Source organism: Pseudaestuariivita sp., from assembly GCF_052825805.1.
Map to the genome: position 1 here is coordinate 301,462 of NZ_JBRBVB010000002.1, position 14,777 is coordinate 316,238.

The following is a 14,777-nucleotide window of genomic DNA, read 5'->3' on the forward strand; positions in this document are numbered from 1 at the left end:
ACGGAAAGGATCAGGGCGATGGCAAAGGTTGCGTTTTTGGGGCTTGGCGTGATGGGCGCGCCCATGGCCGGACATCTGCAGGCCGCGGGTCACGAGGTCACCGTCTACAACCGCACCGCGTCCAAGGCCGAAGCCTGGGCCAAGGAGCATGGCGGCGCGCATGCCGCAACGCCCGCCGAAGCTGCCAAAGGCGCGGAGTTCGTGATGGCCTGCGTGGGCAATGATGATGACCTGCGCTCGGTCTGCCTCGGCGACGAGGGCGCTTTTGCCGGCATGTCCAGCGATGCAGTTTTCGTCGACCACACCACTGTCTCTGCCGCCGTTACACGCGAACTTTGCGACGCGGCGCAAGAAAAGGGTCTCCACTTTGTCGACGCACCGATTTCGGGCGGACAGGCGGGGGCGGAGAACGCGCAGCTCGTGGTGATGTGCGGCGGTGACGCCGCCGCCTACGACCGCGCCGCGCCGGTGATCGACGGATACGCCAAGCTTTGCAAACGCCTCGGCGACAGCGGCGCCGGCCAGCTTTGCAAGATGGTCAACCAGATCTGCATCGCGGGCCTCGTGCAGGGCCTCTCCGAGGGGCTGCATTTCGCCGCCAAGGCCGGCCTCGATGGCCGCGACGTGGTCGAGGTGATCGGCGGCGGCGCTGCGGGCTCCTGGCAGATGGTCAACCGCTTCGAGACGATGATCGACGATGAGTTCGACCACGGTTTTGCCGTCGACTGGATGCGCAAGGACCTCGGCATCTGCCTTGCCACCGCAAACGAGACCGGCGCCTCGCTCCCGGTCACGGCGCTGGTCGATCAGTTCTACAAGGACGTGCAGAACCTCGGTGGCGGCCGCTGGGACACGTCGTCCCTCATCAAACGCCTCCGCGCTCTGGATAGCTGACGCTCCAAAAGAAATGGGGGCTCTGCCCGCCGTCCATTGGGCTTGACCCAATGGCGCCAAACGAACGGCCCCCCGGGATATTTCTCGCCAGAAGAAATACGGACGAGGTCTTATCTTCTCTAGTTTTCAAATACCTCGGGGGTATGGGGGCTGGCCCCCATGACCCGGTCTAAGCCGCGTGCTCCCTTTGGCTTTCGAGCCATCCGCTCCAGGCAGCCTTGGCCCGGTCGGTGTACGCCTTGTACCGGTCCTTGCGCCCTTTGCGCCCGCCCTTGAGGCCCTCGAGGGGGCGGAAGAGGCCGAAGTTCACGTTCATCGGCTGGAAGGTCTTGGCCTCCGCGCCGCCCGTGATGTGGTGGACAAGCGCGCCCATGGCGCTGTCCTGCGGCACGTTCGGCAGGGGCTGGCCGAGCATCTCTGCGGCGGCCATGCGCCCGGCGACCAGCCCCATGGCGGCGCTTTCGACGTAGCCTTCGACGCCGGTGATCTGGCCGGCAAAGCGGATGTGGGAATGCTCGCGCCAGCGCATTTGTGCGTCGAGGAGCGTGGGCGCGTTCAGGAACGTGTTGCGGTGGATGCCGCCAAGCCGGGCAAAGCGCGCCTCTTCGAGGCCGGGAATTTGCCGGAGCACCTCGGTTTGCGCGCCGTATTTCATCTTGGTCTGGAAGCCGACGATGTTGAAGAGCGTGCCGAGCGCGTTGTCGCGGCGCAGCTGCACGACGGCGTAAGGTTTGACGTCGGGGGCGTGCGGGTTGGTGAGGCCGACGGGCTTCATGGGTCCGTGGCGCAGCGTTTCGCGGCCCCGTTCGGCCATGACTTCGATGGGCAGGCAGCCGTCGAAGTATTTGGCCGTCTCGCCCTCGTGGAACTCGGTCTTGTCGGCGGCCAGCAGCGCGTCGATGAAGGCCTCGTACTGCGCCTTGTCCATCGGGCAGTTGAGGTAGGCGGTGCGCTCCTCCTCGGTTTCGCCCTTGTCGTAGCGCGACTGCATCCACGCTTTGGACATGTCGATCGACTCGTGGTGCACGATGGGTGCGATGGCGTCGAAGAAGGCGAGCGCTTCGGCACCGGTCTCGGCCTGGATGGCAGCGCCCAGCGCGTCGGAGGTGAGCGGGCCGGTGGCGATGATCCAGTGGCCGTTTGCGGGGATGTCGGTGATCTCGGCGTCGACGCGGGTGATGCGCGGGTGCTGCGTCAGGCGCGCGGTGACGGCCGCGGCAAAGGGGTCGCGGTCGACGGCCAGCGCGCCCCCCGCGGGGAGGCGGTGCGCGTCGGCGGTCTGCATGATGAGCCCGCCTGCCGCGCGCATCTCCCAGTGGAGGAGGCCGACGGCGTTTTGCTCGTCATCGTCCGAGCGGAAGGAGTTGGAGCAGACCATCTCGGCCAGATCGCCCGTGCGGTGCGCGAAGGTCGCCGTTTTGGGGCGCATCTCGTGGATCACCACGTCGACGCCCATCTCTGCGGCCTGCCAGGCCGCCTCGGACCCGGCCATGCCGCCGCCCACGATATTGAGAACCTCTGTCATGGCGCGGGTGTAGCGCCGGGGCGGAGGGAAGGGAAGCGCGACGGATGTTCGCCCCGGACGGGGTCCGGGGCCTCGTGGAGTTTGCGTGGCTTGGAGGTCCCGGATCAAGTCCGGGACGGGGTTAGGGCTGTGCGGGCATGTCGATGCTGAGGCCCGAAGGAACGGAGAGCGGGATGCCGAGCCGGCCGGTGATGGCCACGGGATCGGTCAGCGCCTCGAGGAAGGACAGGAGCGCGTCGACCTCTGCGTCTTCGAGTTCGACCGGCGCGATCGACACGGCGGCAGCGATCTGGAGCGTCTCGTTCACCGCATCGAGCGCGACCCAATCGTCGGTGAACGAGGGCACGTCGTGCAGCAGCACCTGATCGCGGTCGAACGTGCCGAGCGACTGGATCGGGTTGAGGTGGTGGCGCACGATGCCTTCGAGCGAGGTGAATGCGCCGTTATGGCCATAGGGCGCCGTCAGGGCGACATTGCGCAGCATCGGCGTGCGGAACGTGTAGATGTCCTTGTAGGCGCCCGAGGCGCGCATATGGCCCTCGTCGGCATGCGGGAAATCGGGGTTCTCGCGCTTGCCCGGCCCGAATTGCGGCAGCGCGAGCGCGTGCATGCCGAAGTCGGACATGAGCGTGCCGGAGTGGCAGCTGGCGCAGCCGGCGTCGCCGTAAAAGAGCTCCATCCCCTGCATCTGCACGTCGGTCAGCGCGCCGTTGTCGCCGCGCAGGTAGCGGTCGAAGGGCGTGTTGGCGGCGCGGAACTCGTAGGAGATGAACGAGCTGAGCGCGATGCCGATGTGGCTGATGTGCAAAGGCTCGTCCGGGCCGATGATCCAGTCGAACGCCTGGCGGTATTCCGGGATCGCCTCGACCTTTTTGGCGATGAGATCCCAGGCGCCGCCTTCTCCGGTCAGGCGGTTTTCCGCGACGGCAAGTCCAATGGCGTTTTCGTCGGGCTGCCCGGCCATTTCCTCGACGTTGAGGATCGGCAGCAGGTTCTGCGCGCTCAGCATCGTCGGCATGCGCCGCTCAAGCGTGTTGCCCTTGGGCATTTGAATGCCGAAGGGCGCGTCGCGGTCGCGGGTCATGCGCCCGTCCTGGAAGAAGACCTCGAAGCCCCGCGCGCCCAGGTTGAAGAGCGGCGGCGCGTTGCGCGGCACCCGCATGAGCGGGATGTTGGTGTCCGTCGCGATGCGGGTATGGCCGAGGCCCACGCCGCCTTCGCCCAAGGGGAGGGCCATGCCGTCGCCGGTGCCGAGCGCCGGGTGGTGGCAGGTCGAGCAGGAGATGTTGTCGTTGCCCGACAGGACCTTGTCAAAGAAGAGGTTGCGCCCGATGGCGGCCATCTCGATGTCGATGTCGAAGAAGTCGGCAGGCTCGAGGGCGCGGGGCAGGGTGTCGGCCTGCGCGATGCTGGCGGCCAGACATGCGGCGCCTGCCAGAAATGTACGTGGGTTCAAAGCACGGCCCATGACGGTCCCTCGCTGAATAAGGCTTCACAAATATGTGATCAGCTTTGCGCGGGGCGGGTGCGCCTCAAAGACATTACCTTGGAAACACAGCGTTTCTGTCTTAGCAACAAAGGCGGTTTGTGAGGGATAACTTATGGTTAACGGACCGGGGCGCAGGCGCGCGGGCCGTTTTGTCGCAGCCGTTTGTTCTCAGCCGTGCAACTATATTGACCGACGTGAGCCTTTGTTGATCGGGGTCAAGGCGCGGTGTGCCTTGCGCCTAGCTCTGCCAGTCGGGGCGGCGCTTTTCGAGGAAAGCGGCCATGCCTTCGGCGGTGTCCGGCTCGGCGAGGTTGGTGACCATCACATCGCCGGTAAAGGCATAGGCGCTGGCGATGTCCATTTCGAGCTGGTCGTAGAACGCGTGCTTGCCGATGCGCACGGCGCTGGCGAGCTTGGCGGCGATGGTTTCGGCGAGCTCCTGCGTGGCGGCCGGCAGGTCGTCGGCCGGGACGGCGCGGTTGATGAGGCCGAGCTCGGCGGCGCGGGCGGCCTCGATGAACTGGCCGGTGGTCAGCATCTCGAACGCCTGTTTGCGCGGGATGTTGCGGCTGAGCGCCACCATTGGGGTCGAGCAGAAAAGGCCGATGTTGACGCCGTTCACGCCGAACTTCGTGCCCTCTGCGGCGATGGCGAGATCGCAGGTCGCAACAAGCTGGCAGCCGGCGGCGGTGGCGATGCCGTGGACCTGGGCGATGACCGGCTGGGGCAGGGTGCGGATGCGCTGCATGAGCGCGGTGCAGCGGTCGAAGAGATCCTTGAAATAGGCGGCGCCGCCGTCCTCTGATTGGCGTCCGGCCTGCATTTGTTTGAGGTCATGTCCGGCGCAGAACGCCTTACCAGCGCCAGCGAGGGTCACCGCCTTTACTGCTGGATCGCCCGCGACCTGGTCGAGCGCCTCGTGCAGGGCGGCGAGCATCTCGTCCGAGAGCGCGTTGAGCCGCTCGGGCGCGTTCATCGTCAGCCGGGCCACGCCCGTCCGGTCCTCTCGCAGCACAAGCGCCATCTTGTCCTCCCTCGCTCTGCGCGTCACGGTAGGCGAGGGGCCGGTGAGAGGGAAGGGCATGGAGCTGAAAATGGACGCAGGCGCGCTGGAGGCGTTTCTGGCCTCAGCCTTTCCGCAGGTCTGTGACGATTTCAAGATCGTGTCGGTGGCGCCGATGGCCCTGACCGTGCGGCTGGTGGTGGCCGAGAAGCATCTGCGTCCGGGCGGCACGGTGTCGGGGCCGTCGATGTTCGCGCTGGCGGATGTCTCGGTCTATCTCGCGACGCTGGCGATGATCGGGCCGCAGGCGCTGGCGGTCACGACGAACATCTCGATGGATTTCATGCGCAAGCCGGCTGCCGGGGTGGATTTGCTGTGCGAGACGCGGCTTTTGAAGCTTGGGCGTGCGCTCGCGGTGGGCGATTGTCTGATCTACTCGGACGGTGTGGAGGCGCCTGTGGCACGGGCGTCGATGACCTATGCGATACCACCTGCGCGGGTGTGACGTGCGGGAGCCTCCGGCGGGAGTTTATCTGGGAAGATGAAGCTGGAGCGAGGCGCCCTTAAGTGAGCGGGCGGTGTCTTGATGCGGGCCAGAGCGGAGCGCGTTCAGAGGAAGCCGGCGGCGCCCCAGAGCCAGCCGGTGACGATGGCGAGCATCGAAAGGGCGGCGGCGTAGGCGGCGAGCTTGGCCCGGGAAAAGGGGCGCTCGCCGAAGGTGCGTCCGTGCAGGCCGCAGACGACGACGCGTTTGGGCGTGCCGTTGTAGGTGTAGTGCAGGATCCAGGCCGGCAACAGGATGCGGCGGTAGTGGATGCCCGAAGTGTGCGTCTTGTACCCGATATTGAAGAGGCGCTTGGAGCCGTGTTTGCGCTGGATGCGGTTGCGGATCAGCAGCGCCTTGTCGTCCGCAAGCGAGGCGAGGCCGTCGCTGACGCTCAGGTGGTGGTGCTCGGCGGCAAAGCCCGCAAGGTAGGCGGGTGTGAACGGGCGCAGCGTCGCGGGGCGGAAGTCGTGCAGGATGCCATCGCGGATCAGCGGCGTGATATGGGGCGAGGCGGGGGCGAGAAGGTCGTCGAAGGCGATCTTCATCTTGCCCTTCACCGTGCGGGTGACGCTGTTCTTTCCGCCCGTGCGATACTTCGCCCAGTAGTCGATCGCCTCATGGCTGTCGAAGGTAAAGAAGGGCACGTAAATGCCGGCGACGCGGCCTTGTGCGACGATGGCGCCGAGGTTCGAAGGGGCCGCGAGGCGGCCGGCGATCCAGGCGCGGGCGCGGGCCTGCGCGTCTTCGGCAGTGACCTGGAAGGGGATCAGCCCGAGTGCCTGGAAGCGCTGGTCGGCGCTGCCGCGCACCACCGGTCCGTCGCAATAGGCGCAGCGTTCCGAGAGAGCTGCGCCGGTGAAGACGACGCCTCCGCCGCATGTCTCGCAGCTGTGCAGGGTTTCGGGCGCGACAAAGCGCTGCTCGGTGTGCGGCAGGCCCGGGTGGTAGTGGAACTCCTCGGTCGGATCGCCCGCCTCGTCGACGATGTCATGGGCGGTGCCGCAGCTGGCGCAGGTCAGCTTTTGCGTCTCGGGCGCGTAGGCGCATTGCCCGCCGCAGCTGGTGCAGAGCAGGTCCGTTTGCGCGACAGCCATCAATTGTCCCCGAAGGCTGCGGCGATTTCGAGCAGGATGCGCAGGCGCAGCCAGGACCGCTCGATCGCGCCGTCGAGATCGCCCGTCGCGTGCCAATCGCCGAGGATCGTGGCGCAAAACCACACCGCCATGAGCCACAGCAGCACCAGCCCCCAGCCGGACATCGTGCGCAGGAACCCCGCCGAGCCGCGTTTGAGCTCGTGGTTCGCCTCGTAGACCTCGATCAGCTTGCGCACGCCCGCCAGACCGATCACGGTCGACACCGCCAAAAGCGCGGCGGCGATGATAAAGGGCTCGACGAACATGGGCCTGTGCGTGCGGGCTTTGCCGCAGTTTTGCAAGATGTTTTCGAGGTTGGTTGTATGGGGTATATTGATACCGTAATTGTAAGCCACTGATAAGGCTTGTGTAAATCTCGCCTTGGTGCATTGACGCGTTGCGCGGGGTCTGTATAACCCGGCCATCGCAAGCATCCGCGAGCCCGGCTCGCACCGCATCAAGAGACTGACCATGAAAACCTACTCCGCAAAACCGGCGGACATCGACAAGAAGTGGATCATCATTGACGCCGAGGGCGTCGTGCTGGGCCGTCTTGCCTCGATCGTCGCCATGCGCCTGCGCGGCAAGCACAAGGCCACCTTCACCCCGCACATGGACATGGGCGACAACGTGATCGTGATCAACGCGGGCAAAGTGCAGCTGACCGGCAACAAGCGCCAGGAAAGCTACTACTGGCACACCGGCCACCCCGGCGGGATCAAGTCGCGCACCAAGCAGCAGATCCTCGAGGGCGCCCACCCCGAACGGGTGGTGATGAAGGCCGTGCAGCGCATGCTGCCGGGCAACCGCCTGTCGCGCAAGCAGATGACGAACCTGCGCGTCTACGCCGGCACCGAGCATCCGCACGAGGCGCAGGCGCCCGAAGTGCTGGACGTGAAATCCATGAATTCCAAGAACACCCGGGTGGCAAGCTGATGGCTGATGAAGTGAAATCCCTCGATGGGCTCGACGCTCTGGCGAGCGGTGTCGCGGACGCCGCCGTTGCGATGGACATGGCCGAGGCAGAGCCGCGCGAGCCGGTCCGTGACGACCTGGGCCGCTCCTATGCTACCGGCAAACGCAAGGACGCCGTTGCGCGCGTCTGGATCAAGCCCGGCTCGGGCAAGGTCTCGGTCAACGGCAAAGAGATGAACGCCTACTTTGCGCGTCCGGTGCTGCAGATGATCCTGCGCCAGCCCTTCACGGTGGCGGGGGTCGAGGACCAGTTCGACGTGATGGCGACGGTCAAAGGCGGCGGCCTCTCGGGCCAGGCCGGCGCGGTCAAGCACGGCATCTCCAAGGCGCTGCAGCTCTACGACCCGTCCCTGCGCGGCGCGCTCAAGGCCGCGGGCTTTCTCACCCGCGACAGCCGCGTGGTCGAGCGCAAGAAATACGGTAAGCGCAAGGCACGCCGGAGCTTCCAGTTCTCCAAGCGTTAAGTTTGGGATACCAAGAGTTTGCGAGAGGGCGGTCCAAGTGGCCGCCCTTTTTGTGTCGCCTCACACCTTTGGCAGCGTCCACAAATCGCCAAAGTGGCGGTCCCATTCGGGGGGATCGAAGGGGTTCATGCCGCTGCCGCGGTAGAGGGTCATCTCGTTCAAAAGTATGCGGTCCTCGGTAAAGAGGAAGTCGACGCGGACGTTGTCGAGGTCCTTTGCCATGACCGAGGCGAGCCTGAGCATCTCGTCGTAAAGCTTTGGTTTCGGGGGAAGATCCCGCTTGACGAGCTCGAGTGAGCTGAATCCGTAGGGCGCCCAGTCGGGGCGGATGTAGTGCTGCGCCCATGTGCCGAAACGGTCGTCGTCCCAGAGGACGAATTGGCACTCCCCGTGAAAAAACATGAACTTGAGATCGTCTGGCACGCGGCCATCGGGTTGGGTCACGTATTCCTCGAACATGACCCGGCGCGGCACCTCCTGGTAGGCCCATTCGTGCTTGAGCTTGCCATAAGACCGGCGCAGCCAGCGGCGCATCTCGAGGCGCATGCGGGCTTCGTCCAGAGGGTCATCCGGTTTGACAAAGATGTTCCAGCCCGAGGCGTGGTTGGCCTTGGCCACGTAGCTCGGCGGCAGTCGCGTGAAGTCGTATCCGTCCGCGTCGGCGGTCGTGTCGTAGACCTCTGTCAGCACGTTGCGCCCTGTTTCGGGACCGAGGCGCCGCAGGATTTCGTCCCGCACGCGCAGCTTGTCCGACAGGATCGGGTGCAGCGGATTGCGGTCGTTCAGCTTTCGCCAGATGACCTTTTCGTTGTAAGTCTTGGGGTCCGCCAGGTTCGGCCTGTACCCGAGCCTGCGCTCTGCCATATCAAGGAGCGCCGGGTACCCGCGGAGGTGGTCGAGGCGGCAGCGCAGATCGATCTTCACCTCGTTCACCATGTCACCGAGGCGCGAGCGGTTGATCGTCGGCTTGGGAATGTGCATGGGAAGAGGGCTCCGAAGGATCGGGGGCGGAGGACGCGGATGAAGGCCTGTATCGCGGTGGGCGAGTATTACAAACCCTCCGAAACCTTTGTAAACCGCCATATCGAGCGGCTCTTTGGCGGCGATACCGTGGTGATCGCGTCGCGGGTGAACGCGCTGCGGGAGGTGGACGGGCGGTTTCTGGACCGTAACGCCACGAAAGTGCCGCTGGTGGACCGTGCGCTGCGTCCGCTGCGGTCGGGACTGAGCACCTTGCGTTATGCGTCGGGGTCGGTGCCGGCGGGCGTGCAGAGGCGGCGGATCGAGGATTTTCTGCGCCTCCACCAGCCGGACTTAGTCCTGTCGGAGTTCGGCACGCAGGCGGTGCCTTTGGCGCCGGTGGTGACGGGGCTTGGCATCCCGATGTTCACATATTTTCGCGGGGCGGATGCCTCGGCGCATTTGCGGAGCGCCAAGCACCGCCGCGCCTATGTCCGTCTGATGCCGCAGCTCGCGGGTGTCTTTGCGGTGAGCCAGTTCCTGCTCGACAACCTCGCGGAGGCAGGCGCGGTGCATCGCAACGCGCATGTGATCCCGTCGGGCGTCGATGTGCGGCGGTTCCAACCGGGGACGAAAGTCCCGCTCAGCTGTCTGGCGGTGGGCCGGTTCATAGAGAAAAAGGCGCCGCTCCTGACGTTGAGGGCGTTCGTGGAGGCGACGGAGCACCTGCCGCAGGCCCACCTTACGATGATCGGCGACGGTCCTCTTTTGAGCAAAGCGCGCGCGATGGTGGCGGAGATGGGCGCGGAGGCCAAGGTCTCGCTGCCGGGCGCGCTGCCACACGACGAGGTGCGCGAGGCGCTTCAGAGTTCGGCGCTGTTCTTGCAGCATTCGGTGACCGGCAAGGACGGCAACACCGAGGGGTTGCCGACGTCGATTCAGGAGGCGATGGCCTGCGGGTGTCTGGTGGTCTCCACCCGGCACGCAGGCATCCCCGAGGCGGTCACGCATGGCGAAACGGGGATGCTCGTGGAGGAGCATGATGCGGATGGGTTCACCCAGGCCATTCGGCAGATGCTGGAGCTTTCGCCGGAGCAGCAAAGCGCCATGGCGGCCGAGGCGCGGGGGACGGCGGAGGCACGGTTTGACAACGCGCGGCTGCTCACCAAGCTCGAAGACGTGATTTCGGAGACGCTCAGCCGTCCGGCGCGATGAGGCCGAGGCCCCGCAGGTAGACGCCGATGGCACTTTCCAAAAGGTCCTCGGGCGGGAAGGGGCTCTGGCTGCCGGAGTTGCGCGCAAAGAGTTCGACGACGCCGTGGCTCAGCGCCCAGATATGGGCGGAGAACATCGAGGCGGGCGGGCGTTTGCCCTCGGGGATGTGCTGGCTGAGATCGCTGGCCGCTTTCTCCAAGACTCCTCTTGCGCGCGACGCGACGGCGGCGAGTTCGGGCGTGCGGTTGACCGACACGCCGCTTTCGAACATGGCGATGTAGTGGCCCGGATAACGGCGGGCAAAGGCGAGATAGGCGCGGCCTGTGGCCTCGAACGCGGCAAGCGCGGTGTCCTCCTTGCCGTAGGCAAAGTCCATCAGGTCGGCAAAGATGTCGTATCCCTGGCGCGCGCATTCGGCGATGAGATCCTCGCGTCCTTCGAAGTGGCGGTAGACGGCGGCGGGGGTCACGCCGGCGGTCTTGGCGGCCTCCGAGAGGGTAAACCCGGTCGGTCCCTTCGCCTCGATCAACTGGAGGGCGGCGTCGACAAGCGCCTGGCGCAGGTTGCCGTGGTGATAGCCGCGCTTAGGCATGCCAGAGGTCGGGGCCTCCGGCGATCTGCGGGTCGATCTCTCCGAGTGCCTTGGCGTCTTTCTGGGCGTAGTCGATGCGGCTGAGGACGGACCGGATGGCGTTCACCCGCGCGCGGCGCTTGTCGTCGGTGCGCACCACCGTCCAGGGCGCGGCCTCGGCGTGGGTGCGGTCGAGCGTTTCGGCGATGGCGCTGGTGTAGGCGTCCCAGCGGTTCAGGCCCTCGACGTCGATCCAGCTGAGCTTCCACTGTTTGAGTGGGTCTTTTTCGCGGTCGAGAAAGCGGCGCAGCTGTTCGGCGCGCCCGACGTTGAGCCAGAGCTTGAAGAGCAGGATGCCGTCGTCGACAAGCATCTGCTCGAAGGGGGTGACTTGGCGGAACCAGAGCTGGCGCGCGTCCTCGTCGCAGAACTCGAACACCTTTTCGACGACGCCCCGGTTGTACCACGAGCGGTCGTAGAAGACGATTTCGCCTTCGGTCGGGAGCGTGCGGATGTAGCGCTGGAAGTACCACTCGCCCGCCTCCCGATCGGAAGGTTTGGAGAGGGCCACAGTGCGTGCGACGCGGGCGCTGAGGTTCTGGGCAAAGCGTTTGATCGTGCCGCCCTTGCCGGCGGCGTCGCGCCCTTCGAAGACGATAGCGATGCGTGCGCCGCTGTCCTTGACCCAGGTCTGCAATTTCACGAGCTCGATCTGGAGCGCGTGGAGTTCGTCTTCGTAGGCGTCCTTGTCCATGCGTTTGGCGTAGGGGTAGCCCTCGGAGAGCATCCGCCCTTTCTCACGCGTCTCGATGGCGTGGCGCACCGCCTCTGGCGCGGCGTTGCGGTAGAAGTCGGAGATGGCTCCGTCAAAGGGCAGGGGCATGGGACCTCCGGGCTTGTCTGCCCGTTTATATGGCCTCTGCCCGCGGTTAGCGCAATCCGGGCCAGGCCAAGCGTGAGGCCGTTCAATTGCTTCACCGGGAACAGATGTGCACGCGCCGGCCCGGGGTGGCGCGATCGCGCCGCTCGTTTTGCCGGAGGCAAACCTACGGTTTGACGGGGCGGGCCGGCGCGGCCTGATGTGGCCGTCAGGCGGGTGCTTTGTTTTAGGAGAACGCTTGTCGGGCGATGGTTGCTTGTTCTAACGCAATCCGGCCCGACTAGCGGCCCGGTCGATAGCGGCGATCACGGCGTCCTGGTGGGTGTGGTGCGGCATGTGGCCGGCGCCCTCGATGGGCGTGACGTTGGCCAGGTCGACCTCCACGTCCATGCGCACGGCGTGTATGCCGTAGCCGACGGTCGTGTCCTCGGTGCCGTGCACCACTTCGATGGGAACTTTGATCTCGGAGGCGTAGAGCGGCCATTGCGCCTCCACGTCCGACTTGAGCCGCGCGCGCTGGTCGGCATTGGCGCGCAGTGTGGCGCGGCGCAACGTCAGGCGCGCACCGAAGTGGTCGAGATAGCCCTCGGGCACCGCTTGCGGGGCAAACACATCCTCGAGCGCGCTTTCGATGGCGCTGCGCGGGACAAAGGCGGTCATGGCGGGCACGGCGGTAACCTGGCCAACAGGGTTCGAGAGCACCTGATAGTAGGTCGAGAGAGGACCGTCCCAGGGGTGGGAGACGCCCGACACGGTCACAAGCGCCGATAGCGCGTCGGGGGTGTAGGTCGCCCAGGCAAGCGCGACGGCGCCGCCAAGCGACTGGCCGAGGACGATGGGCTTGTCCGCGCCAAGCTGCGCCGCCGCCCTTTGCAGTAGCGCCGCTTGCGCCTTGAGCGAATCTCCGTCCGGGTTCATCTCCGGGGTGTAGCCCAGGCCGGGGCGGTCAAACGCGATGACGCGGTAGCGGCCCGTCAGCTTGGCCGTGAGCGTGTGGGTGAAGTCCCGCAGGTTCCCGGACGAGCCGTGGATCAGCACCAAGTCCGGGCCGGACCCCTCGACCCAGGCGTGCACGCGGTGGCCGTCCACCTCGACGAACTGGCCGGACGGGGGGTGGCTGCGCTCGGCGGCGCTTTCGCGCACGGAGGCGCAGCCCGACACCAGAAGGGCGGCGGCGGCAAGCGCGAGGGGCGTAATCCAGAGGGCTTTGGCAGGCATAGAGAAAGGTCCGGTGCGGTAAAGTCAGTCAGTCGGCCAACTCACCCTTGGCCAATGCGTTCCATATCGTAGGACGTGGTCTGGTAGATCTCGTTGATCCAGTTGCCGTAGAGCAGATGCGCGTGGCTGCGCCAGCGGTTCGACGGCGGCACACTCGGGTCGTTGTTCGGGAAGTAGCTTTCGGGCAGCTGAATCTCCGCGCCCTCCACCTGGTTGGACGCCAGATCGCGTTGGTACTCTTCGGCCAGCGTCGTGCTGTCGTATTCGAAATGGTTGAAGATGTAGAGCGCGCGGTGGCCTGGGTCTTCGACCAGACACGGGCCCGTCTCCGTCGAGGCGAGCAACGTGCGCAGGCCGGGCGCGGCGGAGATCTCTTCCTGCCGCATCTCGGTCCAACGGGAGACGGGGATAAAGCACTCATCCGAGAACCCGCGCAGATAGGGCGAGGCTGGGGCCAAGTTTTGCTGGCGGTAAAGGCCAAACGCCTTGTCGTCCAGCATGTGCTTTTGCACGCCGTGGAAGTGGTAGATCATCGCCATCCCGCCCCAGCAGACGCCAAAGGTCGAGTGCACGTTGGTCTGTGTCCAGTCCATCACCTCGGTCAGCTCATCCCAGTAGGTGACGTCCGGGAACTCCAGATGCTCGATCGGAGCGCCGGTGATGATCAGGCCGTCGAATTTCTCGTGCTTTACGTCCTGGAAGGGGCGGTAGAACTCTTCCATATGCGCCGCAGCCGTGTTGCGCGTCTGGTGCTCGGTCATGCGGATGAGCGACAGCTCGATCTGCAGGGGCGTGGCGCCGATGAGCCGGGTGAACTGTGTCTCCGTCTGGATCTTTTTCGGCATCAGGTTGAGGAGGCCAATGCGCAGCGGGCGGATGTCCTGCCGGGCGGCGGCGTCCTCGGACATGACCATCACACCCTCGCGCGTGAGCACGTCGTAGGCGGGCAGCGAGGCGGGCAGTTTGATGGGCATGGTCGGCGTCCTTGGGTGAGCCGTGAGGGGTAGTCGTCTGAGGAGATGTGCGCAAGCGCGCGTCAGCCAGGGGGCAGGGCGTTCGCGATCACGTCTTCGAAACCTGCGGCGGAGGTGATGCCGGAGAGATCCTCGGCATCGACGGTGATCCCCCAGTTCTGCGCCATCGCTTCGTAGCGTGGTTGCCTGTGGGCGAGCGCCCTTGCGTAGGTCCAGCGGATGAAGGCATCGGGGTCCACCTTGTCCGGCGCATCGCCTGTCTCGGTCAGGTAACTTTCCCAAGCGTTCGCCAGAAACTCCGGCTGATACGCCATGGGTTTGGGTGCGCGGTCGAACCGGCGGATCAGCTCTTCGGTATGCGCCTCGGTTCCTTTGATCCACACCAGCAGCGCGGTTTGCGACAGGGCGGTGAGGAGGGGATCGTTCGGGTCATCGGCATCCACCCATTCACAGATCGACCCGCCGGTGTCGCAGACAAAATGCGGGTAACCGTAGAGCGCCTCCGCCCGTTCGATGAAATGCGCGGTATCTGTCAAAGCCGCTTCCTCGGCGGCGCGGAACTGCGCCTGCCGCCGGGTGTACTCGCCAAACGCCAGCCCTCCCTTGGCCGGGTCCCCCGGTTTGCCGAGGTAAGTCGAGACGGGCGTGAGGTTGTCGAAGGTGATGTTGGACGCGATGTAGATCGAGTCGCTCATGAGCAGCTCGCGCAGGAACGGCACCTGCATCGCCTCTCGGTTGGCATTGTCGGTGATGTGCTCGCCCATGTAGCGCGTGCCGATGCGGTAATCGATGGAGTAGTGGAACCAGTCGCCAGACTGCCTGAGGATGTTCGAGATATGCGTCTTCCCCAGCCCAGACATCGCAAAGAGCAGCACGCGTTTGCGGGGCGCGGCGCGCCAGGCGCGGGCGTCGGGGTAGAGCATGGCGGG

16 protein-coding genes are annotated in these 14,777 nt (G+C 65.6%); 5 read left to right on the plus strand and 11 right to left on the minus strand.

Annotated features, from left to right (window positions below):
- Positions 1-18: 18 nt before the first annotated feature.
- On the plus strand, positions 19-894 hold the full coding sequence (locus ACU0B3_RS02520; RefSeq protein ID WP_446259232.1) for an NAD(P)-dependent oxidoreductase: 876 nt from the start codon (positions 19-21) through the stop codon (positions 892-894).
- Between the two features lie 169 nt (positions 895-1,063).
- Here ACU0B3_RS02520 and trmFO read toward each other — a convergent pair whose 3' ends face one another.
- The 3 genes from trmFO to ACU0B3_RS02535 form a co-directional block, all read right to left on the minus strand.
- Positions 1,064-2,419 carry a methylenetetrahydrofolate--tRNA-(uracil(54)-C(5))-methyltransferase (FADH(2)-oxidizing) TrmFO gene (gene trmFO / locus ACU0B3_RS02525; RefSeq protein WP_446259233.1) on the minus strand — a complete coding sequence of 452 codons (1,356 nt, stop codon included), beginning with the start codon at positions 2,417-2,419 and terminating at the stop codon, positions 1,064-1,066.
- A 121-nt stretch (positions 2,420-2,540) separates the two neighbouring features.
- Positions 2,541-3,887: a cytochrome-c peroxidase gene (locus ACU0B3_RS02530; RefSeq protein ID WP_446259234.1), complete on the minus strand. Its 1,347-nt coding sequence runs from the start codon at positions 3,885-3,887 to the stop codon at positions 2,541-2,543.
- 259 nt (positions 3,888-4,146) lie between these two features.
- Positions 4,147-4,992: an enoyl-CoA hydratase gene (locus ACU0B3_RS02535; protein ID WP_446259235.1), complete on the minus strand. Its 846-nt coding sequence runs from the start codon at positions 4,990-4,992 to the stop codon at positions 4,147-4,149.
- Between ACU0B3_RS02535 and ACU0B3_RS02540 the strand changes: the two genes are divergently transcribed.
- The gene (locus tag ACU0B3_RS02540; RefSeq protein ID WP_446259236.1) at positions 4,991-5,416 is read left to right on the plus strand and encodes a PaaI family thioesterase; all 426 of its coding nucleotides are present in this window, start codon (positions 4,991-4,993) and stop codon (positions 5,414-5,416) included. The two genes, ACU0B3_RS02535 and ACU0B3_RS02540, sit on opposite strands and share 2 nt — an antisense overlap.
- Positions 5,417-5,520: 104 nt before the next feature.
- Here ACU0B3_RS02540 and ACU0B3_RS02545 read toward each other — a convergent pair whose 3' ends face one another.
- Positions 5,521-6,552: a hypothetical protein gene (locus tag ACU0B3_RS02545; RefSeq protein WP_446259237.1), complete on the minus strand. Its 1,032-nt coding sequence runs from the start codon at positions 6,550-6,552 to the stop codon at positions 5,521-5,523.
- Positions 6,552-6,857 carry a hypothetical protein gene (locus tag ACU0B3_RS02550; RefSeq protein WP_446259238.1) on the minus strand — a complete coding sequence of 102 codons (306 nt, stop codon included), beginning with the start codon at positions 6,855-6,857 and terminating at the stop codon, positions 6,552-6,554. Before ACU0B3_RS02550 ends, ACU0B3_RS02545 begins: the two co-directional genes overlap by 1 nt.
- A gap of 205 nt (positions 6,858-7,062) precedes the next feature.
- Here ACU0B3_RS02550 and rplM point away from each other — a divergent pair, with 205 nt between their 5' ends.
- Entirely contained in the window at positions 7,063-7,527 is a 465-nt protein-coding gene (rplM, locus tag ACU0B3_RS02555; RefSeq protein ID WP_446259239.1) for a 50S ribosomal protein L13, read from the plus strand.
- Positions 7,527-8,030, plus strand: coding sequence for a 30S ribosomal protein S9 (rpsI, locus tag ACU0B3_RS02560; protein ID WP_446259240.1), 504 nt, complete (start codon positions 7,527-7,529; stop codon positions 8,028-8,030). The genes rplM and rpsI overlap by 1 nt, the downstream gene beginning before the upstream one ends.
- Positions 8,031-8,090: 60 nt before the next feature.
- Here the strand turns inward: rpsI and ACU0B3_RS02565 are convergent, their stop codons facing one another.
- Positions 8,091-9,011, minus strand: a complete 921-nt coding sequence (locus ACU0B3_RS02565) for an ATP-grasp fold amidoligase family protein (RefSeq protein ID WP_446259241.1) — start codon at positions 9,009-9,011, stop codon at positions 8,091-8,093.
- Positions 9,012-9,050: 39 nt separating this feature from the next.
- Between ACU0B3_RS02565 and ACU0B3_RS02570 the strand changes: the two genes are divergently transcribed.
- Positions 9,051-10,205 carry a glycosyltransferase gene (locus tag ACU0B3_RS02570; protein WP_446259242.1) on the plus strand — a complete coding sequence of 385 codons (1,155 nt, stop codon included), beginning with the start codon at positions 9,051-9,053 and terminating at the stop codon, positions 10,203-10,205.
- On the opposite strand, the gene ACU0B3_RS02575 is transcribed toward ACU0B3_RS02570, so the two are convergent.
- The 5 genes from ACU0B3_RS02575 to ACU0B3_RS02595 form a co-directional block, all read right to left on the minus strand.
- Positions 10,186-10,797 carry a TetR/AcrR family transcriptional regulator gene (locus tag ACU0B3_RS02575; RefSeq protein ID WP_446259243.1) on the minus strand — a complete coding sequence of 204 codons (612 nt, stop codon included), beginning with the start codon at positions 10,795-10,797 and terminating at the stop codon, positions 10,186-10,188. The genes ACU0B3_RS02570 and ACU0B3_RS02575 overlap by 20 nt on opposite strands.
- On the minus strand, positions 10,790-11,659 hold the full coding sequence (ppk2, locus tag ACU0B3_RS02580) for a polyphosphate kinase 2 (RefSeq protein ID WP_446259244.1): 870 nt from the start codon (positions 11,657-11,659) through the stop codon (positions 10,790-10,792). Before ppk2 ends, ACU0B3_RS02575 begins: the two co-directional genes overlap by 8 nt.
- A gap of 258 nt (positions 11,660-11,917) precedes the next feature.
- A complete protein-coding gene (locus tag ACU0B3_RS02585; protein WP_446259245.1) occupies positions 11,918-12,874 on the minus strand; it encodes an alpha/beta fold hydrolase in 957 nt (318 codons plus the stop codon).
- A 41-nt stretch (positions 12,875-12,915) separates the two neighbouring features.
- Entirely contained in the window at positions 12,916-13,848 is a 933-nt protein-coding gene (gene metA, locus ACU0B3_RS02590) for a homoserine O-acetyltransferase MetA (RefSeq protein ID WP_446259246.1), read from the minus strand.
- A 62-nt stretch (positions 13,849-13,910) separates the two neighbouring features.
- Positions 13,911-14,771 (minus strand): ATPase, encoded by an 861-nt coding sequence (locus ACU0B3_RS02595; protein WP_446259247.1) that lies wholly within the window; start codon positions 14,769-14,771, stop codon positions 13,911-13,913.
- Positions 14,772-14,777: the final 6 nt, after the last annotated feature.